Origin of the sequence: Streptomyces sp. ST2-7A, from assembly GCF_021390475.1 — a bacterium.
In the GTDB taxonomy this organism is placed as follows: Bacteria; Actinomycetota; Actinomycetes; order Streptomycetales; family Streptomycetaceae; genus Streptomyces.
Window position 1 is genome coordinate 1 of the sequence record NZ_JAJUWS010000039.1, and the last position, 25,592, is coordinate 25,592.

The 25,592-nt window shown below is 74.7% G+C and carries 24 protein-coding genes; 11 read left to right on the plus strand and 13 right to left on the minus strand.

Annotated elements, in window-relative coordinates:
• The 3 genes from LZF96_RS20550 to LZF96_RS20560 all read left to right on the plus strand — a co-directional run.
• A partial coding sequence (locus LZF96_RS20550) for a S1C family serine protease (protein WP_233874986.1) occupies positions 1 to 1,331 on the plus strand: 1,331 nt, incomplete at its 5' end.
• A 238-nt stretch (positions 1,332 to 1,569) separates the two neighbouring features.
• Complete coding sequence (locus LZF96_RS20555) at positions 1,570 to 2,097, plus strand: sec-independent translocase (RefSeq protein ID WP_233874988.1); 528 nt, start codon at positions 1,570 to 1,572, stop codon at positions 2,095 to 2,097.
• Between the two features lie 324 nt (positions 2,098 to 2,421).
• On the plus strand, positions 2,422 to 3,066 hold the full coding sequence (locus LZF96_RS20560; protein WP_233874990.1) for a hypothetical protein: 645 nt from the start codon (positions 2,422 to 2,424) through the stop codon (positions 3,064 to 3,066).
• 103 nt (positions 3,067 to 3,169) lie between these two features.
• On the opposite strand, the gene LZF96_RS20565 is transcribed toward LZF96_RS20560, so the two are convergent.
• On the minus strand, positions 3,170 to 4,336 hold the full coding sequence (locus LZF96_RS20565; RefSeq protein WP_233874993.1) for an Mrp/NBP35 family ATP-binding protein: 1,167 nt from the start codon (positions 4,334 to 4,336) through the stop codon (positions 3,170 to 3,172).
• Positions 4,337 to 4,571: 235 nt separating this feature from the next.
• On the opposite strand from LZF96_RS20565, the gene LZF96_RS20570 reads away from it, so the two are divergent.
• A complete protein-coding gene (locus tag LZF96_RS20570) occupies positions 4,572 to 5,369 on the plus strand; it encodes a hypothetical protein (RefSeq protein ID WP_233874996.1) in 798 nt (265 codons plus the stop codon).
• Positions 5,370 to 5,447: 78 nt separating this feature from the next.
• On the opposite strand, the gene LZF96_RS20575 is transcribed toward LZF96_RS20570, so the two are convergent.
• Positions 5,448 to 5,984, minus strand: a complete 537-nt coding sequence (locus LZF96_RS20575; protein ID WP_233875155.1) for a hypothetical protein — start codon at positions 5,982 to 5,984, stop codon at positions 5,448 to 5,450.
• Positions 5,985 to 6,157: 173 nt separating this feature from the next.
• On the minus strand, positions 6,158 to 6,931 hold the full coding sequence (locus LZF96_RS20580; RefSeq protein WP_233875000.1) for a ferritin-like fold-containing protein: 774 nt from the start codon (positions 6,929 to 6,931) through the stop codon (positions 6,158 to 6,160).
• 451 nt (positions 6,932 to 7,382) lie between these two features.
• Here LZF96_RS20580 and LZF96_RS20585 point away from each other — a divergent pair, with 451 nt between their 5' ends.
• Both LZF96_RS20585 and LZF96_RS20590 read left to right on the plus strand, forming a co-directional pair.
• A complete protein-coding gene (locus tag LZF96_RS20585) occupies positions 7,383 to 9,053 on the plus strand; it encodes a DEAD/DEAH box helicase (protein ID WP_233875003.1) in 1,671 nt (556 codons plus the stop codon).
• 159 nt (positions 9,054 to 9,212) lie between these two features.
• Positions 9,213 to 10,058 carry an alpha/beta fold hydrolase gene (locus LZF96_RS20590; protein ID WP_233875005.1) on the plus strand — a complete coding sequence of 282 codons (846 nt, stop codon included), beginning with the start codon at positions 9,213 to 9,215 and terminating at the stop codon, positions 10,056 to 10,058.
• Here LZF96_RS20590 and LZF96_RS20595 read toward each other — a convergent pair.
• The 9 genes from LZF96_RS20595 to LZF96_RS20635 all read right to left on the minus strand — a co-directional run bounded on the left by LZF96_RS20595 (position 10,042) and on the right by LZF96_RS20635 (position 16,705).
• Entirely contained in the window at positions 10,042 to 10,659 is a 618-nt protein-coding gene (locus tag LZF96_RS20595) for a MarC family protein (RefSeq protein ID WP_267941167.1), read from the minus strand. The genes LZF96_RS20590 and LZF96_RS20595 overlap by 17 nt on opposite strands.
• 338 nt (positions 10,660 to 10,997) lie before the next feature.
• Positions 10,998 to 11,846 carry a PHP domain-containing protein gene (locus LZF96_RS20600; RefSeq protein ID WP_233875013.1) on the minus strand — a complete coding sequence of 283 codons (849 nt, stop codon included), beginning with the start codon at positions 11,844 to 11,846 and terminating at the stop codon, positions 10,998 to 11,000.
• A gap of 150 nt (positions 11,847 to 11,996) precedes the next feature.
• Entirely contained in the window at positions 11,997 to 12,635 is a 639-nt protein-coding gene (locus LZF96_RS20605) for a DUF6758 family protein (RefSeq protein WP_233875017.1), read from the minus strand.
• Between the two features lie 42 nt (positions 12,636 to 12,677).
• The gene (locus LZF96_RS20610; RefSeq protein WP_374203293.1) at positions 12,678 to 13,346 is read right to left on the minus strand and encodes a suppressor of fused domain protein; all 669 of its coding nucleotides are present in this window, start codon (positions 13,344 to 13,346) and stop codon (positions 12,678 to 12,680) included.
• A 120-nt stretch (positions 13,347 to 13,466) separates the two neighbouring features.
• Positions 13,467 to 14,477 carry a DMT family transporter gene (locus tag LZF96_RS20615; protein ID WP_374203288.1) on the minus strand — a complete coding sequence of 337 codons (1,011 nt, stop codon included), beginning with the start codon at positions 14,475 to 14,477 and terminating at the stop codon, positions 13,467 to 13,469.
• A 202-nt stretch (positions 14,478 to 14,679) separates the two neighbouring features.
• On the minus strand, positions 14,680 to 14,970 hold the full coding sequence (locus tag LZF96_RS20620; protein ID WP_233875029.1) for a hypothetical protein: 291 nt from the start codon (positions 14,968 to 14,970) through the stop codon (positions 14,680 to 14,682).
• A 212-nt stretch (positions 14,971 to 15,182) separates the two neighbouring features.
• Positions 15,183 to 15,410 (minus strand): DUF3107 domain-containing protein, encoded by a 228-nt coding sequence (locus LZF96_RS20625; protein ID WP_233875164.1) that lies wholly within the window; start codon positions 15,408 to 15,410, stop codon positions 15,183 to 15,185.
• A gap of 246 nt (positions 15,411 to 15,656) precedes the next feature.
• A complete protein-coding gene (locus tag LZF96_RS20630) occupies positions 15,657 to 16,289 on the minus strand; it encodes a TetR/AcrR family transcriptional regulator (protein WP_233875036.1) in 633 nt (210 codons plus the stop codon).
• A gap of 188 nt (positions 16,290 to 16,477) precedes the next feature.
• Positions 16,478 to 16,705, minus strand: a complete 228-nt coding sequence (locus tag LZF96_RS20635; protein WP_233875039.1) for a hypothetical protein — start codon at positions 16,703 to 16,705, stop codon at positions 16,478 to 16,480.
• Between the two features lie 407 nt (positions 16,706 to 17,112).
• Here LZF96_RS20635 and LZF96_RS20640 point away from each other — a divergent pair, with 407 nt between their 5' ends.
• The 5 genes from LZF96_RS20640 (at position 17,113) to moeZ (ending at position 23,390) form a co-directional block, all read left to right on the plus strand.
• Positions 17,113 to 18,150 (plus strand): alpha/beta fold hydrolase, encoded by a 1,038-nt coding sequence (locus tag LZF96_RS20640; RefSeq protein WP_374203289.1) that lies wholly within the window; start codon positions 17,113 to 17,115, stop codon positions 18,148 to 18,150.
• 226 nt (positions 18,151 to 18,376) lie between these two features.
• Positions 18,377 to 19,570, plus strand: coding sequence for a DUF3152 domain-containing protein (locus tag LZF96_RS27145; protein ID WP_233875042.1), 1,194 nt, complete (start codon positions 18,377 to 18,379; stop codon positions 19,568 to 19,570).
• Positions 19,571 to 20,030: 460 nt separating this feature from the next.
• Positions 20,031 to 21,014, plus strand: a complete 984-nt coding sequence (locus LZF96_RS20650) for a hypothetical protein (protein WP_233875054.1) — start codon at positions 20,031 to 20,033, stop codon at positions 21,012 to 21,014.
• The gene (locus tag LZF96_RS20655) at positions 21,011 to 22,045 is read left to right on the plus strand and encodes an NAD(P)-dependent oxidoreductase (protein WP_233875056.1); all 1,035 of its coding nucleotides are present in this window, start codon (positions 21,011 to 21,013) and stop codon (positions 22,043 to 22,045) included. Before LZF96_RS20650 ends, LZF96_RS20655 begins: the two co-directional genes overlap by 4 nt.
• Before the next feature lie 166 nt (positions 22,046 to 22,211).
• Complete coding sequence (gene moeZ / locus LZF96_RS20660; RefSeq protein WP_233875065.1) at positions 22,212 to 23,390, plus strand: adenylyltransferase/sulfurtransferase MoeZ; 1,179 nt, start codon at positions 22,212 to 22,214, stop codon at positions 23,388 to 23,390.
• 291 nt (positions 23,391 to 23,681) lie between these two features.
• Here moeZ and LZF96_RS20665 read toward each other — a convergent pair whose 3' ends face one another.
• Positions 23,682 to 25,418 carry an alpha/beta hydrolase gene (locus tag LZF96_RS20665; protein ID WP_233875067.1) on the minus strand — a complete coding sequence of 579 codons (1,737 nt, stop codon included), beginning with the start codon at positions 25,416 to 25,418 and terminating at the stop codon, positions 23,682 to 23,684.
• Positions 25,419 to 25,592: the final 174 nt, after the last annotated feature.

Sequence of the window (25,592 nt, forward strand, 5' to 3'; positions counted from 1 at the left end):
CCGGCCCCGGCGGTTCGTCCCCTCACCCCTCCCCGCCCCCTTCCCCACCCCCGAACGGGGTGCCGCTCCCGTCGCCCGCCGCCCCGCCGGGCGCTCCGCTGCACCGCTACGACCCCTGGGCCGCGCCCGGTTCGCCCCACACGCCGCCGATGCCCCCGGCGGCCGGCTCCGCCCCGCCGTACACCGGCGCTCCGACCGACCCGGCGGAGGGGGAGCCGGCGCGACCGGTCCGGCGTCGACTGCGCCTGCTCACCGGGGCACTGCTGCTGGCGCTGGTCTCCGGCGGGGTCGGCGGGCTCGTGGGCGCCGAACTGGAACGTTCCGGGGGCCCGGTGCAGGTGCGCCTGCCGCAGGTGGCGGAGGGCGAGCGGACCACCGATCCCGGCACCATCGCCGGGATCGCCGAGACGGCCCTGCCTGGGGTGGTCACCCTCTACGTGCGGGGCAACGGCAACGCGGGCACCGGGACCGGTTTCGTCCTCGACGACCGCGGCCACATCCTGACCAACGCCCACGTGGTGGGCCCGGCGGGCGGCTCCGGCCGCATCCAGGTCACCTTCAACAGCGGTGACACCGTGGACGCGGTCCAGGTCGGCGCCGACAGCGGCTACGACCTGGCCGTGGTCCGGGTGGACGGCGTCTCCGGACTCAGCCCGCTGCCGCTGGGGGACTCCGACGGGGTGCGGGTGGGTGACGCGGTGGTGGCCATCGGCTCACCCTTCGACCTGGACGGCACCGTCACGGCGGGCATCATCAGCGCCGTGAACCGTCCGATCACCGCCGGCGGGGACGGCGACGGCACGGACGTCAGCTACGTCAACGCCCTGCAGACCGACGCCGCGATCAACCCCGGCAACTCCGGCGGCCCGCTGGTGGACACCGGTGGCCGGGTGATCGGCATCAACAGCGCCATCCGCACCCCCGAACTCGGTTTCGGACCGGATGGGGAGTCGCGCGGCGGCAGTGTGGGGCTCGGTTTCGCGATACCGGTCAACCAGGCCCACCGGGTGGCCGAGGAGTTGATCAACACCGGGCGCGCCACGCACCCGGTGATCGGTGTCATGGTGGACATGGGCTTCGACGGGATCGGGGCCCGGGTGGCCTCGCGCTCCGACGATCCGGCGGTGGTGCCGGGCGGCCCGGGAGACCTCGCCGGGTTGGAGGAGGGCGACATCATCACCGCGGTGGACGGCGAGCGGGTGCGCAGCGGGGACGAGTTGATCGTCCGGGTGCGTTCGCACCGGCCGGGCGACGTGTTGGAAATCACGGTGGAACGCGGCGGCGGGGAGTTGGTCTTCCCCGTGACGTTGGGCGCGGCCGGCGGCGACTGAGCGGCCGGAGGGGGATTCGGCGCGGCGTCGGGACGGCGGGTGCCGGGTGCGGGTGGTGTGGTGCTTCCCGTCCCCGACCGGCTCCTCGTGAACCCCCGCACCGCCGGACTCCTCCGGATGTGCCCGGGGCGTTCACCCCGTGGTGATCCCGGTCGACTCCCCGGGGCCGCCCGGGGCGGGTACCGTGGCGGGTGTGCCGTGTCCGGCCGGGTGAGTGAGGGAAACCAGGGAGTCGCCAGTGTTCTTCGATATCGGGTCCCTCGAGTTCATCGCGCTCATCATTCTGGCCATCCTGATCTTCGGGCCCGACAAGCTGCCGAAGATGATCCAGGATCTGGCGCGTTTCCTGCGCCGGGTACGGGACTTCTCCGACAACGCCAAGCAGGACATCCGCAGCGAGCTGGGGCCGGAGTTCAAGGACTTCGAGTTCGACGACCTCAATCCGCGCCGCTTCGCCCGCAAGCACCTGCTGGAGCGGGACGAGCTGGGGCTGCGTGAGCTGCGCGACAGCATGGACGTGCGCAAGGAACTGTCGGAGGTCTCCGACGCCGTCAACGGCCGCAACCCGGTACCGCGCAACGGCTCGGCGGGTGCGGCGGCGGCCGGCGGCGGCGCGGCGGCCGGTGGGGTCGTCTCCCTCGGCAAGCCCGGTGACCCACCGGCCCCGGGGCCGGACGCCGGGTCGGTGCCGTCTCCCGGTCGATCCGCGGCGGGGGGGCGGGAGCCGTCCCCCGAGCCGCCCCCCTTCGACTCCGACGCCACCTGAGCGCCGGCCGGGTCCCGGCCCGGACACCCGGTCCCGTCGAGCCCCCGGTCGGCCGTCCCGTCGGATTCGACGCGCCCGAACGCGAATCCGGTCGTCCACCCGCCGTCCGTCCCCGGAAAGGGACGGGGTGACCTCGGTCACCCCGGCGCTCCCGGGGGCGCACGCGCCCCCTTGTGCTCCCCGTGGCGCACCTTCCGGTCACCCCATTCAGGGCATATGACCCTCTTGAGCCACCGGTCGTGCCCGATGAGCGCGATACCGGTGGCTATCCTCACGTGTGTCCGGGGTGTTACCCGGTCGCAGCCAAGGAGGAGGCGTCCGCACATGGAGACCACACGTCGGGCCGGGCCACGGGGGGTCGGGGAGGTGCCGGGGGAGCGTTCGACGGCGGACGACTTCCTGCGGGCGGACTTCCCCTGGTACGGGCTGGACGAGGCGTTCGTCGGCCCCCGGCGACTCCTGCGGGTCGGCACCGCCGCCGACGGGTCGGTGGAGCACGGCTCACTGGGGCACGGGGACCGTCCCTCGGTACTGGCCGAGCCCGGGTGCGAGGAGCAGAGCTTCGCGGTGGTGGTGACGCTCGCGGCCCGCCCGGTCCGCGCCAGCCCCGACGGGACCGGTCTGCTCGAGGCCACCTCCGTCTCCGCCGCGGCCTGGCTGGCCGGCTCCGGCCTGCTCTCGTCCACCTGGCCCGGCCGGATGGAGCGCGCCCTGCGTCAGGACTGGCTGGAACAGCAGACCGCTCTCGCCTGGGATCTCGCCGACCACCTGGACGGTGGCGGTTGGGCCTCGCTGAGCCTGCCCGTGGACGGTGGCCCCCGGGAGTTCCGCTACCGGGAGTCCGAGTACGGGTGGGTACTCGCCGGCACCACCGGACACGGTGTCCACCTGGGCGCGTACGGGCGGGGCATGAGCGCCTACGGCCTCGGGTTCGCCGTGGTGGACGACGTGACGGGCCGCTACGCCTGACGGGACCGCGACCCGGCGGGCGGACCGGCGCGGGTCGCCGTGCCCGGTGCGGGGCGACCCGCGCCCGACGGGACCGACCGTGCCGGGCCCCGGCACCCCGCGATCAGAACTTGTTGCGCGGGGTGATCCCCAGCGACATCCCCGACAGGCCCCGCTGCCGGCCGCCCAGCTTCGAGGCGATCGAGCGGATGGCGGTGCCCGCCGCCGAGTCCGGGTCGGAGAGCACGACCGGCTTGCCCTCGTCGCCGCCCTCGCGCAGCCGCAGGTCGATCGGGATCGTGCCGAGTACCGGCACCTGCGCGCCGGTCGCCCGGGTGAGCCCCTCGGCCACCCGCTCGCCGCCCCCGCTGCCGAAGACGTCCAGCATCTCGTCGCAGTGCGGGCAGGGCAGGCCGGACATGTTCTCCACCACGCCGACGATCTTCTGGTGGGTCTGCACCGCGATGGAGCCGGCCCGCTCGGCGACCTCCGCGGCGGCCTGCTGCGGGGTGGTCACCACCAGGATCTCGGCGTTCGGCACCAACTGGGCCACCGAGATGGCGATGTCACCGGTGCCGGGCGGCAGGTCCAGCAGGAGCACGTCCAGGTCGCCCCAGTAGACGTCGGCGAGGAACTGCTGGAGGGCGCGGTGCAGCATCGGTCCGCGCCAGACCACCGGGGCGTTGCCCGGTGTGAACATCCCGATGGAGATGACCTTCACGCCGTGCGCCGACGGCGGCATGATCATGTTCTCCACCTGGGTGGGCCGGCCGTCGGTGCCCAGCATCCGGGGCACCGAGTGGCCGTAGATGTCGGCGTCGACCACGCCGACCTTCAGGCCGTCGGCGGCCATCGCCGCCGCCAGGTTGACCGTCACCGAGGACTTGCCGACGCCGCCCTTGCCGGAGGCCACGCAGTAGACCCGGGTCAGCGAGTCGGGGCGGGCGAACGGCACCTCCCGCTCGGCCTGGCCGCCGCGCAGCGCGGTCGCCAGCTCCCGGCGCTGCTCCTCGCTCATGACGTCCAGCTCGACCGCGACCCCGGTGACGCCGGGCACCGTCCGGACCGCATCGGAGACCCGGTTGATGATGGTCTCCCGCATCGGGCAGCCGGAGACGGTCAGGTACACGCCGACGCGCACGGCCCCGTCCGGGTCGATCTCCACCGACTTGACCATCCCCAGCTCGGTGATGGGGCGGTGGATCTCCGGGTCGTCCACCGTCGCGAGGGCGGAGCGCACCGCCTCCTCGGACGGTGCGGTCTGCGGCGTTGCGGGGGTGTCGGTAGCCATGTACCCGATGGTACGGCTCCGGGCGGAAGCCCCGGTACCGGCCCGCGTCGAGCGGTGACGGGGCGGGGTACGCTGCGCCTCGCGCGCCGTCTCACCACCGGCCGGACCTTCCAACGTGCCCGGAATCGATCACCGGGGGCGATACGCGGGCGCTCGTGATCAAAGAGGAACGCAACGTGCTCGGAATGCGTCCACCACAGGACCGACCGAGGGACCCGAGGGAGAGGCAGACCCGGTGACCGCAGGAGTCCGCAACTGGCGCACCGCCCTGTCGGGGGCCGTCTGTGCCGTCGTCGTGCTGGCCGGTGGCACCCTTTCCGGCTGCGGGGGGCCGCCCGCGGAACCGGAGGAGGAGGAGACCAACGGCCTCGACTCGCTGCCGGCCGCGACGATCGAGGAACGCGCCCTCGACGCCGCCCTCGGGGCCGAGGCGGTGCACCTCTCGGGCCGGGGGGTCATCACCGACGGCGACGGCTTCCGCCTCGACATGCGGCTCGGTCCGGACGGCGGGATCGGTGAGGTCTCCATCCAGGGGATGACCTTCGAACTGCTGCGGGTGGGCGAGGACCTCTTCCTCAAGGCCGACGGCGCCTTCTGGCAACACCAGTGGGAGGACGGGGACGAGGAGGCCGAGGCCGGCATCGACCCCTCCGGCACCCTGGGGGGCAAGTACGTCAAGGTCGCCCCCGACGACCCCGCCTACGAGACGCTGAGCGGCTTCACCGACAAGAACACGATGATCCACCTGCTGCTCACCATGGAGGGCGAACGGAGCGTCGGTGAACGCGGGGAGGTCGGCGAGACGGAGACGATCAGCGTCCTCGCCGGGGAGGGCGCCGGAGGCGTCCTCGATGTCGCGCTGGTCGGCGACCCCTACCCGCTGCGCTTCGCCCGCGCCGGTGAGGCCGGTCAGCTATCACTCGCGGACTGGGACAAGGAGTTCACCCTGCGTGCCCCGCAGGAGGACCAGATCCTCGACTACGGCGACGAGATGATCCTCCCGTCGGAGGGCACGGGGACCGAGGAGGGCTGACGGCGACCGCCCGGGGGCCGTCGTTCGGGGCCGGCCGCGCCGCCCGTCCACCGGGGCCGAACGGCCCCGGGCCCCGGGTCATCCCGCCTTCCGGCCCCTTCCCCCGCCCCGCCGCCGGCGGGTCGGCAGACCCGAGGGCATCGGCCCCCGGGTCAGCGCGGGTGAGGGTGGGGGGACCGCCGCCCCGCCGTCGGTGGGCATCGTCCCCGGCCGCTGCTCCGCCGGTCCCGCCGGTACCAGCCGCAGCACCCGGCAGGAGGCCGCCCAGCGCGCGGCCGTTCCCTCCGGCTCCACCGCGTTGAGTCGCTTGGCGCGCAGTTCGGCGACGACCGCCTCCCACTCCGGGCCACCCGGCTTCGGCTCCACCACCCGGGCCGGCCAGGCCACCAGTCGGCCGCCCTTGTCCTTGCTGCGAGCGCTCACCGTCACCCGGGCGCCGTCGGTCACGCCCAGGCCGTCCAGCGGCTGCTCGCCCGGCCCGCCCACCAGGCAGACCGCGCCCTCGTGCCAGACGTGCCACAGCGGGCGCACCGCACCGTGCGGGCCGCGCACCCAGACCAGCGCGGACTTCCGGGCGGCCTCCTCGATCAGCGCGAGATCGGCCGCCGGCACCATCGACTCCACCGCCCCGGGGGCCGGCGCCGGGGAACCGGTGGGGGACGGCCCGGCGGGGGAGCCGGCGGACGCGTCGTCGGGGCGGGAGGCGGGCGGGGGCGCGGACGTCATGGCGGGAGCCTAGGCCCTTCCCGGCCCCCGCGTCCGCCCCGGACGCCGGGACGGGCGCGCGATCAGGAGGCCAGGCCCAGGGCGGTCATCCGCCTGGTGTGCGCCTCGGTGATCCGGGAGAACATCCGGCCGATCTCCGCCAGGTCGAAACCGTCGGCGACCCCGCCCACCAGCATCGTGGACAGCGCGTCCCGTTCGGCCACCACCCGCTGGGCCTGGGCCAGCGCCTCGCCCATCAGTCGCCGCGCCCACAGCGCGAGCCGGCCGCCCACCCGGGGGTCGGCCTCGATCGCCGCGCGCACCCGGTCCACCACGAACGCGGCGTGACCGGTCTCGTCCAGCACCTCCAGCATCAGCCCCCGGGTGTCGGAGTCCAGCCGGTGGGCGATCTCGCGGTAGAAGTCGGCCGCGATGGAGTCGCCCACGTACGCCTTGATCAGGCTCTCCAGCCAGTCCGAGGGCGCGGTCAGCCGGTGGAACTCCGCCAGCGGCGCGTCGAAGGGCTCCATCGAGGCGAAGGGGTCGGCGTCGATCCCCGAGAGCCGGTCCCGCAACATCTCGAAGTGCCGGAACTCGGCGGCCGCCATCCGTGCCAGGGCCGCCTTGTCGGCGAGACCCGGCGCCATCCTGGCGTCCTCCGCCAGCCGCTCGAAGGCGACCAGCTCGCTGTGGGCCAGGGCGCCCAACAGGTCCACGATCGCGTCCCGGTAACGGGGGTCGGCCGAAGCGGTCGCCCAGTCCCCGGCGGCGGTGGAACCGGTCGGCCCGTCGCCCCGGTCGGCGGGGGAGTCGGCCGGTTCGGAACGGTCGGCGGCGGGCTTCGCGGGCGTCTCCATGGACCGCAGAATAGCGGGCCGGCAGGTGAACCGATCGCCCGCCCTAACGCGGATGCGGGGTTCCGGGGTACAGTGATATGGACCTGCCGCGTACTCGGTGGGTCCCGTTCACATGTGGAGAACACCAGCCCCGCTCGGCCGAGCGGCCGGCTGCCCGCGGATGCCCGGTCGGTGGCCCGATCGGCTCCGACCCGACCGCCCTCCACACGGACCCTGTGAGTCCGTGATGAAGGACCCGCTCGCGCGAAGTGCGCGCTTGAGCGAGATGACCGGGTCCCGCCCCGCACGACCCGCGCCCCACCCGGGCCGGTACGCGAGCGCGGTACGTCACGACCCGCCTCGCCGCCGTGCGCCGCGTCACACAGAAGAGGCAAGAGCCCTGACCGCGACAACGTTCCGAGATCTCGGGATCCTCACCGAGACCGCCGAGGCACTCGAGGCCGTCGGCATCATGACCCCCTTCCCCATCCAGGAGATGACCCTCCCCGTCGCCCTGGCCGGCTCCGATGTCATCGGGCAGGCCAAGACCGGCACCGGCAAGACCCTCGGGTTCGGCCTGCCGGTACTGGAGAAGGTCACCGTCCCCGCCGACGTGGAGGCGGGCCGCGCCCGCCCGGAGGAGCTGACCGAGGCCCCTCAGGCGCTGATCGTCGTCCCCACCCGCGAGCTGTGCCAGCAGGTCACCAACGACCTGCTCACCGCCGGCAAGGTCCGCAACGTGCGGGTCTGCGCCATCTACGGCGGCCGTTCCTACGAGCCGCAGGTCGAAGCGCTGCGCAAGGGCGTGGACGTGGTCGTCGGCACCCCCGGCCGGCTGCTGGACCTCGCCGGCCAGAAGAAGCTGAGGCTCTCCGAGGTCCGTGTCCTGGTCCTCGACGAGGCCGACGAGATGCTCGACCTGGGCTTCCTCCCGGATGTCGAGCGCATCATCCAGCTGCTGCCGGCCAAGCGGCAGACGATGCTCTTCTCCGCCACCATGCCCGGACAGGTCATCTCGCTGGCCCGCCGGTACATGAACCGGCCCACCCATATCCGGGCCGCCGCCCCCGACGACACCGGCCACACCGTCAAGAGCGTCACCCAGCGCGTCTACCGGGCCCACTCCATGGACAAGGTGGAGATGGTCGCCCGCATCCTCCAGGCCGAGGGCCGGGGGCTGGCGATGGTCTTCTGCCGCACCAAGCGCACCGCCGCCGACGTCGCCGACCAGCTCGCCCGGCGCGGCTTCGCCTCCGGCGCGGTCCACGGCGACCTGGGGCAGGGCGCCCGCGAGCAGGCGCTGCGGGCCTTCCGCAACGGCAAGATCGACGTACTGGTCTGCACCGACGTGGCCGCGCGCGGCATCGACGTGGACAACGTCACGCACGTGATCAACTACCAGACCCCCGAGGACGAGAAGACCTACCTGCACCGGATCGGCCGCACCGGCCGCGCCGGCGCCCGGGGCACCGCCGTCACCTTCGTGGACTGGGACGACATCCCCCGCTGGCAGCTGATCGACCGCGCGCTGGAGCTGGGGCTGCCGGAGGCGGCGGAGACCTACTCCACCTCCCCGCACCTGTACGAGGAGCTGGCCATCCCCGCGGGCACCAAGGGAATACTGCCCCGCTCCGACCGCACCCGTGCCGGACTGGGCGCCGAGGAGGTCGAGGACCTGGGCGAGCCCGGTCGCGCCCGGGGCCGGGAGGGACGCGGCCCCCGGGGTCGTGCCGAGGAGCCGGCGGCGGAACCCGCCGGGGAGCGCCGGCCCCCGCGCGATCGCGGCCGTCGCCGGACCCGGGGCGGCGTGCCCACCGCCGAGGGGACCACGACGGCCCCGACCGACCCGGCGGACGGGTCCCCGTCCGCCCCGGCGACCGACACCCCGACCGATGGAGCGACCGACGGTGCGGCCCGCAAGCCGCGTCGTCGCCGCCGCGCCCGCTCGGCCGGCAACGGCGGTGCCCCCGCCGGCTCGGCGGAGGGCGCGACCCGGAGCCCGGCCGACCGGGCGGACGGCTCGCCGGAGGCCCCCTCCGGTTCGGACGGCGCGGCGGGCGACGGTTCGGCCCCGCGTCGGCGTCGCCGCCGCTCGCGCGGCAACGGCGGCGGACCCGCCGTCGCGGAGACCGCCGGCGAGTGAGACCTCCGGACGCCGGTCGCACCCCGTGAGGGCGCGGCCGGCGTCCGTCGTTTCCGCGGGCGCGTCCCGGGGCGCCGCGCCACCCGCCCGGGAGGGTTCGCGGTGGTCGGGTCGCCCATCCGCCGCCCGGGGTTCACCGGGGCCGGCTAGAGTCCCGGTGTGAGCAGGCCACCCCATGTATCGCCGAGGGGCGGGGTGATCCCCCGGCGTATCCGCACCCCCCGGGGCACCTTCGCCGCCCTGGACACCGTTCCCACCGGCGAGCCCGCGGGCACCGTCCTCCTCCTGCCCGGCTTCAACGGCAGCAAGGAGGACTTCATCGTGCTGCTCGGCCCGCTGGCCGCCGCCGGCTACCGGGCGGTGGCGGTGGACGGCCGGGGGCAGCACGAGAGCCCCGGCCCGGGCCACCCCCGCCACTACCCCCTGGGCGCCCTCGCGGAGGACGTCCGGTCCCAGGCGGAAGCACTGGCCGACGGCGGACCCGTCCACCTGCTCGGACACTCCATGGGTGGCCTGATCGCGCGGGCCGCCGTCCTGCGCGGCTCCGACCCCTTCACCTCGCTGACCCTGCTCAGCTCCGGGCCGGGTCGGCTCGGCCCCTCCTCCCGTTGGAAGGTGCGGATCCTGCGGGCCGGCATCCCGGCGCTCGGCCAGCGAGGGATGTGGCGGCTGTGGCATCCCCGGCCGGAGGAGTCGGAGGTGGGGGCCTTCATGTTCCGTCGCTGGATGCTGAGCAGCCCCGGTCAGCTGCGGGCGACCGGTCGGCTGCTGCTGCGCGAGCCCGACCGGGTGGCGGAACTGGCCGCCACCGGGGTCCCGGTACACGTCGTCTCGGGGGAGCGGGACGGTGCCTGGCCGGTGGCGTGGATGGACGAGATGGCGGCGCGGCTGCGGGCCCACCGTTCGGTGATCCCCGGCGCCGAGCACTCGCCCAACGTGGAGCGCCCGCGGGCCACGGCGGATGTCCTGGTGGACTTCTGGTCGCGGTTCACCCCTCACCGTTGACGAACGCCATCACGCCCCCGGCGATCTGCTGTACCGCGATCGCCGACAGCAACATCCCCGACAGCCGGGTGACCAGCACCACGCCGCCGTCCTTGATCAGCCGGACGATGAGCAGCGAGTAGCGCATGGTGAGCCACAGGATCACGTGGAGCAGGGCGATCGCCGCCCACACGGCGGTGTGCTCCCCGACCCCGTCGGCACGCTCGACGGCCAGGATCACCGTGACGATGGCGCCCGGCCCGGCCAGCAGCGGCATCCCCAGCGGCACCAGGGCGACGTTGACCTCCTTGGTCTGCCGGGGCTCCTCCATCTTCCCGGTGAGCAGGTCCAGTGCCACCAGCAGGAGGAGCAGGCCGCCCGCCACCATCAGGGCCGGGACGGAGACCCCCAGATAGTCGAGGATGTGCTGCCCGGCGAGGCCGAAGAGGACGATGACCGCCAGTGCCACCAGGGTGGCCTGCCAGGCCATCCGGCGCTGCACGCGCACCGGACGCCCGGAGGTCAGGGCGAGGAAGATCGGCGTGATGCCGGGCGGGTCCATGATCACGAAGAGGGTGACCAGGACGGAGCCGAAGAGGGTGATGTCGATGATGTCGGGCATGACGGGGACCGTGCTGTCTCGGGGATCCGTGGAACGGAGGGGCGGACGGGGGACGCGTCCCGGGCCCGCACGAACCCCGGTGTGGGGCGGCACGGGGCCGGCGCGCGGGAAAGGACATCGAACGGTATCGAACGACGGTCAACCGGATGGAACCGGTACCGAACGACGCGGGAGCGATCGGATGCCGACCGGCTGATCGGGCGACCGGGTGATCGGGACGCACCAGGCGGGGAGGGGCGCGGTGGGGCGGTGATCACACACGGGAAACGGGGGCCGGGCGGTGGGTTCCGGGCCGCGTCGGTGCTCACGACGCGACCCCGCCGCGGTCCCTCCCGGAGTCAGCCCGTGATCGGGGCGGTGCCCGATCCCCGGGCGGCGATCTCCGCGTACACATCGGGGTCGGTGGTGTGCTCGCCGAGCACGCAGGACTTGCGGCTGCCGTGGTAGTCACTGGAGCCGGTGACCAGCAGACCCAGCTCGCCGGCCAGCTCGCGGACCCGGCGCCGGGCCGCCGCGTCGTGGTCCATGTGGTCGGCCTCGATCCCGTCCAGACCGGCCTCGGCCAACTCCGCGACGGCGCTCTCGGGCAGGACCCGGCCGCGCTTGACCGCCATCGGGTGCGCGAAGACCGTCACCCCGCCGGCGGCGCGCACCAGGCGCACCGCCGTCACCGCGTCGAGTTCGTGCTTGTCCACGTGCGCCCGGCCGCCGTCGGCGATCCACTCCGGGGTGAAGGCGGCGGAGACGTCCGGCACGATCCCGGCCTCCACCATGGCGGTGGCGATGTGCGGGCGGCCGATCGTGCCGTCGGGACCGGCCAGCTCCACCACCCGCTCCCACGCCACCGGCGCGCCCAGCTCGTCCAGTCGCCCGACGATGGCACGGGCCCGGGGCACCCGGTCATCGCGCAGCAGGTCCCGTTCCCGGGCCAGGTCGGGCTCGGCCGGGTCGAAGAGATAGGCCAGCAGGTGCAGCCCGATGCCCCGGTACCGGCAGGACAGCTCGCACCCCGGCACCAGGGTCAGGCCGGGCGGCAGGGCCTCGCCGGCCTCGGCGTGGCCGGCCACCGTGTCGTGGTCGGTGAGGGCGACGACGTCCAGGCCGGCGGCCGCGGCGCCGCGCATCAGCGCGGCCGGGGTGTCGGTACCGTCGGAGGCCGTGGAGTGGGTGTGCAGGTCGATGCGCACGGCGGTGGCTCCCCCAACGGACGGCGACGGGCGGGACACCGCCACCCTAGCCCCGGCCGTGCCGGGAACCACCGGTGGGTCGGTCGTCCCGACCCACCGACCGCGGTGTCCGAACGGGCCGCCCGGCGCCCGGGCGGGGACGGTGGGGCATCAGCCGAGCAGCTTGGGGGAGAGCGCGCCGCAGGGGATGAGGTCGATCTCGGCCCCGGCCTCCCGGAGGTCGGTCAGCACCAGCTCGTCGTACATCATCAGGCCGGCCTCCTCGGGCCAGACCACCGCCCACAACCACAGCCCCAGCGCCTCGCCGGCGAAGACGGCCCGGTCCTCCGGGGTGTCCCGCAACCGCCACAGCGGGGTGGGCCGGCCCGCCGCGTGCACCTTGGCGTGCGGGGAGCGGTCCACCTCCATCAGCGGGGCCGGGTCGGGGCCCTCGACGCCGGCGAACCGGGCACCGAGCCCGACCGCGGGTTCCTCGGAGATCAACAGCAGTTCGCCGGGGCCGCCCAGCGGGGCGGGCCCGGAACAGGCGACGACGGCCGCCCGGCCGCCGCTGCGCTCGTCCCCCGCGCAGGCCACGCCGGTGTAGAGCCAGCTCAACGGAAGCGGCCAGGGCATCCACACCGGGACCACGGCCCGCGACACACAGACCGACAGGGCGTCGATGCTGGGGGGCAGGGCGGGCTGCACCGGATGGACGGGGCCGTGCGCGGCGCACTGCCAGGCATCGGAGAACAGACCGGGGGCGCGCACCCGGTCCCCGCACCTCGGGCAGGTCGGTTCACCCCTCATGCGTACCCACGGTCCTCCCGTCCGGGCCCGCAGTCAAGGAGGTCACCCGGGTAGGGGTGCGCCGGCGCGTCGGGGGTCGCGCGTGTCGATACCCCGGGAGAGCCACAGCTCACGCAGCGCCTCGGCGCCGTGCACCCGTTTCCAGGCCGCCTCGTTGGGAGTCATGGGCAGCAGCGGCAGGAACCGCACCGGGTCGGCCGGCGGCGGCAGCGGCACGTCGGGCACCAGCCCTCCCGGTTCACCCACCAGCACGGCGGTGAAGGGCGCCCCGGGCCACAGTGCCTCCCCGGTGTCGAGGGAGGCGCCGGGGGCGGGGACCACCCCCTCCACCCGGGGGGCCGCCGCCAGGACGGCGAGAGGGCGCAGCACGCGGTCGATCGGCGGCCGGTCGGGGGCGGTGCCCGGCCGTAGGGTGAGCACCAGCTCGGCACGCGGCCCGCGCGCCGGATCGACGACCGGGGCCGCCGGATCGCTCATCGGTTCGGCGGACATGCCCAGGGTGACGTAGCTCACCAGCGGGCCGCCGGTGGAGCCACTCGTGCCGCCCGGGCCGTTCGGGTCGCCGGGGACCGCCTCCCGGGGCTCGGGGGGACGGATGAAACGCAGCACCTCGATGGGGTCCACGCCCAGGAAGGTGACCGAGGCCCGGGCGTCGGGCTCCCCGAAGAGCTCGACCAGCGCCCGTTCCACCCTCGGCAGTGGATCGGGCACCACCCCGCCGACACCCGGGTCCGGGAGCGGGAGGCCGGGGAATCCGAACGGATCGGGGCTCCCGCCGGGGCCGGGTGCGTCGTCGGGGTGACCGGTGCCGTCGCTGCGCATGCCCCGACCCTACGGGCCGGCGGGCGGCGCCCCGGGCAGCCCCACCGGAGTGCCCATCGGCGCGGCGGGGGCGCGTTCGGCCCGGATCACCAGCACCAGCCCCAGCAGGATCACCATCAGGGCGCCCCAGGTGAGCAGCGGCGGCCACTGGCCCAGCCACAGTGCCGCGATCACCGCCGCGCCCGGCGCCTCCAGCAGGATCGCCGTCGAGGTGACCGACGGCCCCAGCCCGCGCACCACCCGGTTGAGCACCGAGTGCCCCAGGATCTGTGCCGTGAGGGTGAGGGTCACCAGCTTCAGCCAGGTCGTGAGGTCCCAGCCGACCAACGGGGTGCCGACCGCCAGGCAGGCGACCAGCAGCACCACGGAGGTGGCGCCGTAACAGACGAAGGTGTAGCCGGTGGTGCCGGTGGTGCGCCGCACCTCGGCCCCGATCAGCATGTAGACCGCCGCCATGAATCCGCCGGCGAGGGCGAGGGCGTCCCCGGCCAGGGCTCGGCCGGAGACGGTCAGGTCCACGCCGGTCAGCAGCAGGACACCGGCGAAGGCGACCGCCGAACCCAGCCACACGGCGGTCGGCGGGCGATGTCCGCGCAGGCGCAGGAGGATCTGCACCCAGATCGGCGTGGTGGTCACCAGAGCCACCGAGGAGGCGACGGAGGTCATCCGCAGACTCGGCAGCCACAGCGCGAAGTGGGCGGCGAGCGCGGCGCCGCCGGCGACCGTGAGCAGCAGGTTGCGCCGGCCCATCCCGGTGACCTGCGCCCGCAGGCGGCGGCGCAGCAGCACCAGCGGGGCGAGGCCGGCCACGGCCATCGCGTTGCGCCAGAAGGCGATCGCCAGCGCGGGCGCGGCGGTGGCGGCGACCAGGGGGCCGGAGAGCGAGATGCCCGCCACCGCGACGACCAACAGCAGCAGGTCCATCCGCACCTGTGCGGGGTCCCCGGGGCCCCCGGGGGTGGTGGTGGGGTCGGCGGTGCCGCGGCCGGTACGGTCGGCACGGGTGCCGGTGGGGGACACGGGCGTCTCCGGGAGGGGTGGTGGGAGGAACCCCCTCAGGGTAATCCGCTTGGCGGGTACACCGAACCGGGTCCTCGTGTCGGGCCACGCGGGCCGCGCCCGCCGGTCGTGTCCACCGAGCCCCCGGACCTCCCGGTTTCCCGACCGTCCGACTCCCGACCCGGCGGGACCCGGACCACCCCGGGCCCGGACCGTTCGGGGCTCAGACCGCCCGGGTCTCCCGATGGCGCCCGGTGGGCACACCGGTCCCGGCGCGGAAGAGCAGGGAGACCAGCACGACACTGACCGTCAACGAGACCGCCAGGGTGGCGGCGCTGTGCCCCGATCCCAGGATGCCCCTGCCCAGGGCCCAGCCGACCAGGGCGGCGCCCGGGCCGGTCACCCACACCAGGCTGTGCAGGGGGAAACCGCTCGGCCGCCACCGGGTGGCGGAAACGGCGACGAGCAGGCCGATCAGCAGCGCGACAGGTGTTTCCCAGAGCATCGGGGGCATCCGCGGCACCTTCCCGTGCGACCCGTTCGGACCGGGCGTGGACTCGGACCTCCCCGTACTACCCCGTGGGAGGAGCACGGCAAACGGCGGTCGATGGAATTTCGTGACATTCCCTCGACCGCCGCGTGATCCGGGCCCGGACGGAGTGACCCCGGTGTCCCCCGGGTCACCGGGGGACACCGGGGGACACCGGGGCCGACCACCCCGGCTGCTCAGAGAGCGCCGAAGCCCACCTTGCGAACCGTCGGCTCGCCGAGCTCCACGTAGGCCAGACGCTCGGCCGGGACCAGCACCTTCCGCCCGCGCTCGTCCGTCAGGCTCAGCAGTCGCGACTCGCCCGAGAGGGCGTCCGCGACGAGCTTCTCGACCTCGGTGGTCGACTGGTTGCTCTCCAGCGTGATCTCACGCGGCGTGTGCTGAACGCCGATCTTGATCTCCACGGCTTGGTCCCTCCGCATGATCCCTGATGGGGGCGCTGTGCCGCGCCGTCGTACAGGGGTCAGCGTAGCCGGGCGCGGTCGTCCGCCCGGCGGAACGCCGACACGCCCGTAGCGAACACGGGGCGGGACGGGCCCCGCCGGGTCGCGCCGGGTCCGGGGTCGGTGGACCGCCGGCGGCCTTCCGACGGGCCCTCCGGGATGCCACCGGGGCCGGGGCCCGTGTCCCGGGCGGCCCCGGCCCGGGGGTCAGCCCTGGGGCTGCATGGGGAAGCCGGCGATGCCCCGCCAGGCGAGCGAGGCGGTCAGGCTCTTGGCCACCTCACGCGGCACCGGGCGGCCCGAGGCCACCCAGTGCCGCGCGGTGATCTGGGCCAACCCGCACAGGCTGACCGCCAGCAGCTTGGACTGCTCCGCCGGCAGGTCGGTGTCCTCGGCGATGACCGCGCTCACCAGCTCGGCGCAGTCCATCGAGACCCGGTCCACCCGTTCGCGGACCGCCGGTTCGTTGGTCAGGTCCGACTCGAAGACCAGCCGGAAGGCGCCGCCCTCCTGCTCGACGTAGTCGAAGTAGGCGTCCATGGTGGCCGCCACCCGCAGCTTGTTGTCCGTGGTGGAGGCCAGGGCCCGGCGCACCGCCTGGACCAGCGCCTCGCAGTGCTGGTCGAGCAGGGCCAGGTAGAGCTCCAGCTTGCCGGGGAAGTGCTGATAGAGCACCGGCTTGCTCACGCCCGCACGGTCCGCGATGTCGTCCATCGCCGCCGCGTGGTACCCCTGGGCGACGAAGACCTCCTGGGCGGCACCCAGCAGTTGATTCCTTCGGGCCCGCCGGGGGAGGCGGGTGCCGCGTGGGCGGGCCTCGGTCTGCTCCATGGCTGTCACGCCGCCTCCCGGTCGGTCGATGATGGACGCGCGGTGCGTCGGGGCCGTTCCGACCGGATCGGCCCGGCCCGGCCAGCACATCGTACGTTCGGGTAACCCCGCCGCGCGTCTCCCCGAGCCGGACGTCCGGTGGGCGGACGGGGCGACCCCGCCCACCGGGGGAGCCGGGAGCGGGGTCGGGACGCCGGTCAGCGGTAGTCCTCGTCCTCCTGTTCGACGACGCGCGACTGTTCCGCCAGGTCCGCCGGATTCACCTCGTCGCCCGCCGGGACCAGGGGCGTGTCCCGGTTCGGGCGCACCTCCGCACGCTGTTCGAAGGCGTCCGCCAAGGGGGCCTCCACATCCTGCGGGGCGGCCTCGGCGGCGTTCCCGTCCAACTCCTCGATGGTCTCCGGGTCGGTGGGATCGATCGGCATGGCACTGCACCTCCGGTGACGTCGGGAACGGGGAGCCCGCCGGGAAGGTCCCCGCGTTCGGGTCCGGCACGGTCCGTGAGCCGTGCCGTCGGGGCGACCGCGCCCGCCGGCGCGGCGGACCCCGGGGAGGGGTCGGGGCGGCCCCGCGCCTCGTCTGCCCCGCCGGGGCGACGCCATGCCCGCCCGGCGGGATCACCCCGCCCCAACGGCGGAATCCCGTCGATCCTTGATCGGGTGCCCGGGGAGCGGTGCCCGGGGAGCGGTGTCCGACCTGCCCCATGGTGTCCTGCTCACGGTGGTTCGGCGAGGGGGTCGGCCCGTGGTTTTCCCCGACTTCCCCGAAATCCACGCGGAAACCTTCCCGACGGCCCTTCGGCCGGAACGTGACGGGCTCGTAATATTGCGGCATGTCATCGACCCGGCAGCAGCGGTACGAGGCGGCGGCCATGACGGAGGACTGGCCCGGCGTGCGGGAGGGCGAGACCTTCCGTCCGAAAGTCCTGCCCGGCGCCGTGGTGGCGGTCCGTCGTCGGGCGGCGACCCGCGCCGACGCCGAGCCCGCCTTCTTCGTCCACGGCCTGGGGGGTTCCTCCCGCAACTGGTCCTCCCTGATGGAACGGTTGGCCGGTGACGTCGACTGCGAAGCGCTCGACCTGCCCGGCTTCGGCGCCTCCCCGCCGCCGGGGGACGGCGACTACTCGCTCCCCGCCCACACCCGACGGGTGATCCGCTGCCTGGAGGCGTCCGGACGCGGACCGGTGCACCTCTTCGGCAACTCCCTCGGCGGCGCGGCGGCCACCCGGGTGGCCGCGCAGCGCCCGGACCTGGTGCGGTCGCTGACCCTGATCTCGCCCGCCCTCCCCGAACTGCGCCCCCAGCGCACCGCCGTGCCCACCGCGCTGCTCGGCGCCCCCGGCGCCTCCCGCCTGATGGCCCGCCTGACCCGGGACTACCCGCCGGAGCGACGCGCCCGCGACGTGCTGCGCCTGTGCTACGGCGATCCGGAACGGATCACCGAACGGGAACTGGCGGTGGCCGTGGCGGAGCAGGAGCGCCGTCAGACCCTGCCCTGGTTCTGGGACGCCCTGGGCCGCACCGCGACCGGGATCTTCCACGCCTACACCCTGGGCGGCCCGCACTCGCTGTGGCGGCAGGCCGAACGGGTCCTGGCGCCGACCCTGCTGGTCTACGGCGGTCGGGACCGCCTGGTCGGCTTCCGGATGGCCCGGCGGGCCGCGATCGCCTTCCGTGACTCCCGTACGCTCGCCCTGCCCACCGCCGGTCACGTGGCGATGATGGAGTTCCCCGACGCGGTGGCCGACGCCTTCCGTGAGCTGCGCGACGGGATCGACGGGCGCCCCGGCGCGGTCGTCCCGCCGGTGGTCCCCCGGTCGTCCGCCGCGACGGCTCCCCGAGCCGGGAGCCGGAGGGTCGATGCGTCCTGAGGACCGGGGCCACGGCCCGTACGGCAATTCCCACCCGTCCGCACACCCTCCGGCCCGACCCCGTCCCGGGGCCGGGCCGTCACCGGGCTTTCCGCATCCGACCGGTCCCACCGGCCCCCACCCCCCGGGTCCCGGTGAACCGTGGACGGCCCGGGACGCGGGCCCCCCGCCCCGGGCCGCCCGCCCCTTCCCGGGAACCACCGCGGAACCCCCGTTCTCGCCCTTCGTGCCGCCGCCGTACGGTCACCGCGACCGCTCCGGGCCCCGGCCCGACTATCTGGCGGCCTTCGACGAGCCCGACCCCGACACGGGGTCCGACACCGGGCCCCGGGGAAGCGGGGCACCGCCCCCGGCGACCTCCGAGGCGCGGGGGGAGGAGTCGACGGGCTCCGACGCCGGACCCGACACCGCGGGGTCCCCGACCGGGCGGGGGCGCGGACACCGCGCCGCGCGCCGTCCCCGCCGGGGCGCCGAACGGCCGGCCGGCCGACACCCGGGGGACGACGGTGACCCCGACGACCCCGGTACTCCCGACTCCACCGGCCGCGTCACCGGCCGGACCGCCGACGCCCCCGAGGGGCGGGGACGCACCATCACCGGCGCGGCCGCCGCGGCGGTGGTCACCGTCCTCGCGGTCACCGTCGCCGGTCAGATGACCGGGACCGGGCCCGGTCCCGGGGAGCGGGCGGCCACCCTCGCCGAGGGCGCGCCGCCCCCCGTGCCCGGTGGCGGCCCGGTCGACCCCGGGGCCGCCGGGGACCGGGAGGAGTCGTACGCGGACGGGGCCGACGAGCCCGCCGGACCACCCGACTTCGACACCTGGTTCGCCGACCCCCTGGAGATGGACCCGGAAACCACCGGCAGCGGGGAACTGGTCCCGGTGGCCGGCTCCGACCCGGCCGTCAATCCCGAGGCCCGTACCCTGCTGCGCTACCGGGTGGACGTCGAGCGGGAGCTGCCGGACCTGGGCATGGACCCGGAACACTTCGCGCAGGCGGTGCACCGCACGCTCTCCGACCCGCGAGGCTGGGGCAACGAGGGCGAGCGGTCCTTCGCCCGGGTCTCCTCCGGCGAGTACGACTTCGTGATCACCCTGGCCACCCCCGGCACCACGCACGACTGGTGCCGCCGGTCCGCGCTGGACACCGCGATCGACAACGTCTCCTGTGACTCGGCGAGCACCGAACGGGTGGTGCTCAACGCCTTCCGCTGGGCCGAGGGCGCCGAGACCTTCGGCTCGGATATGCGCGGGTACCGCGAGATGCTGATCAACCACGAGGTGGGCCACCGCATCGGCTACAACCACGTGGTCTGCCCGGCGGAGGGGGAGTTGGCGCCGGTCATGATGCAGCAGACGAAGTTCCTCACCACCGCCGGCATCACCTGCGAACCCAACCCCTGGCCGCACCCCGACCGCTGAGCCCTTCCGGACCGCCCGACCCTCCCGGCTGGTCCGGGGACCGCGCCCGCCCCGGGGACACGGCGCCCCGGGTCGGTGGCCGACACCGGCCCCGCCCCGCCCGGACGCGGCGTCACGACCCGTGCTCCGCACCGGTCGTGACCCCCGAAAGAGCTCCGTACCGCGCCTTAACGCCTCTTCGGGGCCGGGGTTACGTTTCTTCACCCCTTCCGGTGGTGTGACGGACAACCGTCCGTCATGACCCCCCATCACCCGCTTACCGTCGTCCCCCGGACCTCGTGGGGCGCTCGTGCGCTCCCGCGGACCACGGTGATCGAGACCCCGGGCACCCCGCCCCGCCCCGACGCCGACCCGAGCGGACCGTCCCGGCCCGCGGCGGCGGCGCCCGGACGCGGTCGGGCGACGGCCCGGCCACCAGGGGCCCCCGGCCCCGGAAACAGGAAACGGAGGGGTGTCACCGGTGCGAGTCGCGATACTCACCGAGGGTGGCCACCCGTACGCGCGCGGCGAGTCCGCCGCGTGGTGCGAGCGGCTGCCGCGCGGACCGGGCGGCCACACGTCCGAGATCCACGCGCTCGGCCGCTCGGCGCTCCACCCCCGTCCGCCGGGTGTGGTCTCCCCGCGGACCGCCCCTCTGTGGGGCCCGCTCCCCGACCCCTCGGGTCCGGGACACGGACGCGCCGGGCGGCGTCCGGACCGACGGTACGCGGAGGCGTTCGCCGAACTCGCCGGGACGCTGTGCGCGCCCGGGGACCCGGCCGCCGGTCCGCGTGGCGCGGCGGGTCCCCGGCTGCGCTTCGCCGACGGCCCCCACACCCTCGCCGATCCGGCCGTCGACCACGGCGGGCTCTCGGGGTGGCTGCGCTCGGAGACCGCCCCGCGGGTGCTCGAGGCGGCCTGCCGCGCCCCCGGCGCCCCGCGCGCGGGGCGGAAGGTCCGGGTCCCGGACCCGCTGTCGGCCACCGAGCGTCCGGAGCGGGCACCGCGTCCGCCGGGTCTCGACCGGCACCACCCGGAGCCGGTCCCGGAGGCCCCGACGTCGGACGGCCCGCACGACCCGCGGACCCCGGGGGACGCCGGGGACGGCTCGGGGCCCCGACGGATCCGCGCCGGTGTCCTCCGCCGGGGGCCGCTCGCCGGCCGTGGCCGCCGCCTCCCCGGGCCGGGGTGGGCAGGTGTGTCCCCCGTGCCCGACGCCCTCACCGGGGCGTTGATCGGGATGGTGGTCGCCGTCGCGCTGCTGCTCCCCGCGGTGTGGGCCACCTGCTGCCGCGCCGCCGCCCACCGACCCGTCCCGGTCCCGGCGCCCCCGGCCCGCCGGGGTCCGGGACGCCCACCGGCCGCCCCGGCGGTCCCGGTCACCCGGTCGCCCGGTCGGGCCGCCGGTTCGTCACCCCCGTCCGCGGAGCCCCCGGGCCCGCCCACAAGGAGAGAACAACCATGAGAGTGCTGCTGCTCGGTGCGGCCGGATACCTGGGTCGTTTCATCGCCGAACGGCTGCTCGCCGACCCCGCCGTGCACCTGACCGCGCTGGGCCGGGGGGACGACGCCGATGTCCGTTTCGACCTGGCCACCGGCAGTCCGGGGGCGCTGACCCGCTTCCTGGACGCGGTGCACCCCGGAGTGGTCGTCAACTGCGCCGGGGCCATCCGCGGCACCGCCACCGAACTGACCCGGCACAACACCATCGCCACCGCCACCCTCTGCGAGTCGCTGCGCCGCAGCGCCTGCGGAGCCCGGCTGGTGCACGTCGGGTGTGCCTCCGAGTACGGTCCCTCGCCGCGCGGTTCCTCGCTCGCCGAGGACACCGCGCCGCGCCCCGGCGGCCCGTACGGGCTGAGCAAGCTCGCCGCGACCGAGCTGGTGACCGGGTCCGGCCTGGACGCCATCGTCCTGCGGGTCTTCTCGCCCACCGGGCCCGGCACGCCGGCCGGCTCGCCACTGGGCCGGCTGGCCGACTCGATGCGTCGGGCCCTCCAGCACGGCGAGACCGAGCTGCGGCTGACCGGCCTGGGGGTGCAGCGGGACTTCGTGGACGTCCGCGACGTCGCCCGGGCCGTGCACGCGGCCACCCTCTCCGCCGCCAGGGGAGTGGTGAACATCGGTTCCGGTCAGGCGGTGCGGCTGCGGGACGCGGCGACCACCCTGGCTCGGGTCTCCGGTTTCACCGGGCTGCTGCACGAGGTCGACGTCCCGCACGGTCCGCACGCCGGTCATCCGGGTCACATCGGCCATTCGGGACACGACATCCGCGCCGGTGCGGTGCCCGGCCCCCGGGCCGCGGACCGCTCCCCCCAGGGGGCGGGTCCCGAGCGTCCCGTCGACGCCCCGCCGGTGCCGCCGTACCCGGACGGCTGCGGCCCCTGGCAGCAGGCCGACGTCCGGGCCGCCCGGGACCGACTGGGCTGGCGCTCGCGGATCAACCTCGAGGAGTCGCTCGCCGACATCTGGATGGAGGCGGCCTGCCGCCTGTGAGCGGTCCGTGCCGCCCCGTCGGCCGGTCGGTCGGGACCCCGACCGACCGGCCGACGGACCGACTGCCGGACATCCCGTCTCGCCGGTCGGGACGGGTGTCTCGGAATGGAATCACGCGTGGCAGTGTTGCGACGGAACGACCTGTCCCCCGACCCCCGGAGTCCCCGTGTCGCTGCCACCCCTGGTCGAGCCCGCCGCGGAGCTCACCGTCGACGAGGTTCGCCGGTACTCCCGCCACCTGATCATTCCCGACGTGGGGATGGAAGGACAGAAGCGGCTGAAGAACGCGAAGGTCCTGTGCGTGGGCGCCGGGGGTCTCGGCTCCCCGGCCCTGATGTACCTGGCGGCGGCCGGTGTCGGCACGCTGGGCGTCGTCGAGTTCGACACCGTGGACGAGTCGAACCTCCAGCGGCAGATCATCCACAGTCAGGCGGACATCGGTCGGCCCAAGGCCGTCTCCGCCAAGGAGACCGTGCAGGGCATCAACCCCTACACCGAGGTTCGGATCCACGACGAGCGCCTGGATTCCTCCAACGTCATGGAGATGTTCGCGCAGTACGACCTGATCGTGGACGGCACCGACAACTTCGCCACCCGCTACCTGGTCAACGACGCCTGCGTGCTGCTGGGCAAGCCGTACGTGTGGGGTTCGATCTACCGCTTCGACGGTCAGGCGTCGGTCTTCTGGTCCGAGCACGGCCCCTGCTACCGCTGCCTGTACCCCGAGCCCCCGCCGCCCGGCATGGTGCCCTCCTGCGCCGAGGGCGGCGTGCTCGGCGTGCTGTGCGCCTCGATCGGCTCGATCCAGGTCAACGAGGCGATCAAGCTGCTGGCCGGCATCGGCGAGCCGCTGCTCGGTCGACTGATGATCTACGACGCCCTGGAGATGACCTACCGGCAGGTCAAGATCCGCAAGGACCCGAATTGCGCGATCTGCGGTGACAACCCCACCGTCACCGAGCTGATCGACTACGAGGCGTTCTGCGGCGTCGTCTCCGAAGAGGCGCAGGAGGCGGCGGCCGGCTCCACGATCACTCCGGCGCAGCTCAAGGAGTGGATCGACGGTGACGAGAAGATCGACATCATCGACGTCCGCGAGCCCAACGAGTACGAGATCGTCTCCATCCCCGGCGCCCGGCTGATCCCGAAGAACGAGTTCCTCATGGGCACCGCCCTGCAGGACCTCCCGCAGGACCGGCGGATCGTGCTGCACTGCAAGACCGGCATCCGCTCGGCCGAGGTACTGGCGGTACTGAAGAACGCCGGCTTCGCCGACGCCGTGCACGTGGGCGGCGGCGTCATCGGCTGGGTCAACCAGATCGAGCCGACCAAGCCCGTTTACTGATCCCCCGCGGGTGAACCGCCCGGCGGTGGAAGCCCACGACCCCCACCCGGTGGAGTCGTGGGCTTTTCCGCTTCCCCGTCGGTGGGGGACGCGGTCGACGGATGGTGAACGGCGCCGGTCGTGTCGGTCGGTGTCGGTCGGCCGAGACCGACCGGCGCCGACCGGGGACGCGTCACGGCCGCTCCGGGGCGTCGTCCGGTCCCGCCCCCGGGCGCTCCCGATGGACCGGCGCCCGGCGGCGACCCCGGCGTGTTCCGGCCCGGGCGGACGGGTCGCCCCGGGCCGCGCGGCTCAGCCGCAGATCAGGCCGTCCTGCGGGATGAGCCCCGAGAGCAGGTAGTCGTTCACGGCCTCGTCCACGCACTCGCTGCCCATCGCGTAGGCGCCGTGCCCCTCACCTTCCCGGGTGATGAGGACCCCCACGCCCTCACCCAGGGCGTCCCGCATCCGCTCCGCGCCCTCGTACGGCGTGGCGGGGTCCCCGGTGGTGCCGATCAGGAGGATCTCACGGGCGCCCTCGGCGCCGATCCCCACCCGGTTGTCCCCGCGCGTGCCGGCCCCGCCGGGGGCGTCGTCGCCCGCCACGGGGTCCTCGGAGCTCTCGCCGGTACCCGACTCCCCGGTGTCATCGTCACTGTCGCCGTCCTCGGTGCCCGGGCCCGGGACCGGCCAGCCCTCGCACCCCGCGACCGACCACACCAGCAGGTCGCCGAAGGCCGGTGATGCCTCCAGGAACTCCTCGCGGTACTCGTCCACCGCGGCGATCCCCGGCCCGCCCGGCGCGTCGGCGCAGCCGATGGCCGTGAACGCGTCGTTCTGGTTGCTGTAGCGACCCTGCTCGTCCCGCCCGTTGTAGATGTCGGCGAGGGCCAGCAGCAACTCCCCGTCGTCACCGTTCATCGCGGTGTTCAGGCCGAGGGTGAGGTAGGGCCAGAACTCCTCGTCGTAGAGGGTCAGGATGATGCCGGTCAGTGCCAGGTCGGTGGTCAGCAGCCGTTCCCCGTCGCCGTCCAGCGGCCGGTCGCGCAACCCCTCCAGGAAGTCGGCGACCACCGCCGAGCCCTCCTCGGGGTCGGTTCCCACCGGGCAGTCGGCACCCTCCTCCTCGGCGCAGTACGCCATCCAGTTCTCCAGGGCCAACTGGAACCCGGCCGCCTGGTACAGCCCCACCTCGGTGGGGTCGGTGGTCGGGTCCACCACGGCGTCGAGCACCGCCCGACCGACGTTCTCCGGGAACAGGCTGGCGTGCGTCGCGCCCAGTTCGGTGCCGTAGGAGACGCCGAAGTAGTGCAGTTGCCCGTCGCCCAGCACGTGGCGCAGCAGGTCGAGGTCGCGGGCGGTGTTGGCGGTGGTCAGGTGCGGCAGCAGATCACCGGCGGCCTCCTCGCAGCCGGCGATGTACTCGGCGTCCAGCTCCGCCATCAGCTCCTCCTCGCGGGAGTCGCGCGGCGGTCCGCCGAGTTCCTGTGCCATCCGGTCCCGCCGCTCGCCGTCCAGACACACCACGCCGGCGCTGTTCCCCACCCCGCGCGGGTCGAAGGAGACCAGGTCGTAACCGCCACGCAGTTCCTCGTACTCCTCGGCGGCGTGCGGCAGGGTGTACACGCCCGAGGAGCCCGGACCGCCGAAGTTGAAGACCAGCGAGCCGATCCGGTCGCCCGCGTCGGCGGTGGAGACGGCCCTGACCAGGGCGATGTCGATGGTCTCGCCCTCGGTGTCCTCCCAGTCCACCGGCACGGTGAGCGAGGAGCACTGCCACGGGGTGCCGTCCGGCAGTTCACCGGGGGCATCGCCGCCGCCCTGTTCGACGGAGGGCTCGGGGCAGGCCGACCACTCCAGGCTCTGGCGGGCCAGGGACTCCGGCAGGCCGGGGTAGTCGCGTGCGGTGGGCGTGGAACGGTCGGTCGGTTCCGCGGAACCGCCGTCGTCCCCGTCGTCCGCGGTGCAGGCCCCGGTCACCAGCACGGCGGCGGTGACCAGGGCGGCGAGGCGGGTGCCCCGGTGTCGGGAACGGTGTGGTCCGGGCATCGGTTGTCTCCCCCGTGTGTGGCGCGGGCCCGTGGGGTGCGGCCCGACGCTCGAAGGTCGTCGGCTCGTTTTGCGGTTCACGGTCTTCGGCTCTGTGGTCCGTGGCTCCGTGACCCGGGATGTGTTTCCCGGGGGCCGGGCCGGGCCGGTGCCGTGATCGGGCTGATCGGTCTG

Bases quoted from the DNA above. Each gene is read 5' to 3' on its own strand.
- LZF96_RS20605 (WP_233875017.1), bottom strand. From the start codon at position 12,635: ATGAGGGGTGAACCGACCTGCCCGAGGTGCGGGGACCGGGTGCGCGCC.
- LZF96_RS20575 (WP_233875155.1), bottom strand. From the start codon at position 5,984: ATGGTGCCGGCGGCCGATCTCGCGCTGATCGAGGAGGCCGCCCGGAAG.
- LZF96_RS20595 (WP_267941167.1), bottom strand. From the start codon at position 10,659: ATGCCCGACATCATCGACATCACCCTCTTCGGCTCCGTCCTGGTCACC.
- LZF96_RS20665 (WP_233875067.1), bottom strand. From the start codon at position 25,418: ATGCCCGGACCACACCGTTCCCGACACCGGGGCACCCGCCTCGCCGCC.
- LZF96_RS20560 (WP_233874990.1), top strand. From the start codon at position 2,422: ATGGAGACCACACGTCGGGCCGGGCCACGGGGGGTCGGGGAGGTGCCG.
- LZF96_RS20565 (WP_233874993.1), bottom strand. From the start codon at position 4,336: ATGGCTACCGACACCCCCGCAACGCCGCAGACCGCACCGTCCGAGGAG.
- LZF96_RS20585 (WP_233875003.1), top strand. From the start codon at position 7,383: ATGACCCCCTTCCCCATCCAGGAGATGACCCTCCCCGTCGCCCTGGCC.
- LZF96_RS20620 (WP_233875029.1), bottom strand. From the start codon at position 14,970: ATGCCCCCGATGCTCTGGGAAACACCTGTCGCGCTGCTGATCGGCCTG.
- LZF96_RS20640 (WP_374203289.1), top strand. From the start codon at position 17,113: ATGTCATCGACCCGGCAGCAGCGGTACGAGGCGGCGGCCATGACGGAG.
- LZF96_RS20580 (WP_233875000.1), bottom strand. From the start codon at position 6,931: ATGGAGACGCCCGCGAAGCCCGCCGCCGACCGTTCCGAACCGGCCGAC.
- LZF96_RS20655 (WP_233875056.1), top strand. From the start codon at position 21,011: ATGAGAGTGCTGCTGCTCGGTGCGGCCGGATACCTGGGTCGTTTCATC.
- LZF96_RS20635 (WP_233875039.1), bottom strand. From the start codon at position 16,705: ATGCCGATCGATCCCACCGACCCGGAGACCATCGAGGAGTTGGACGGG.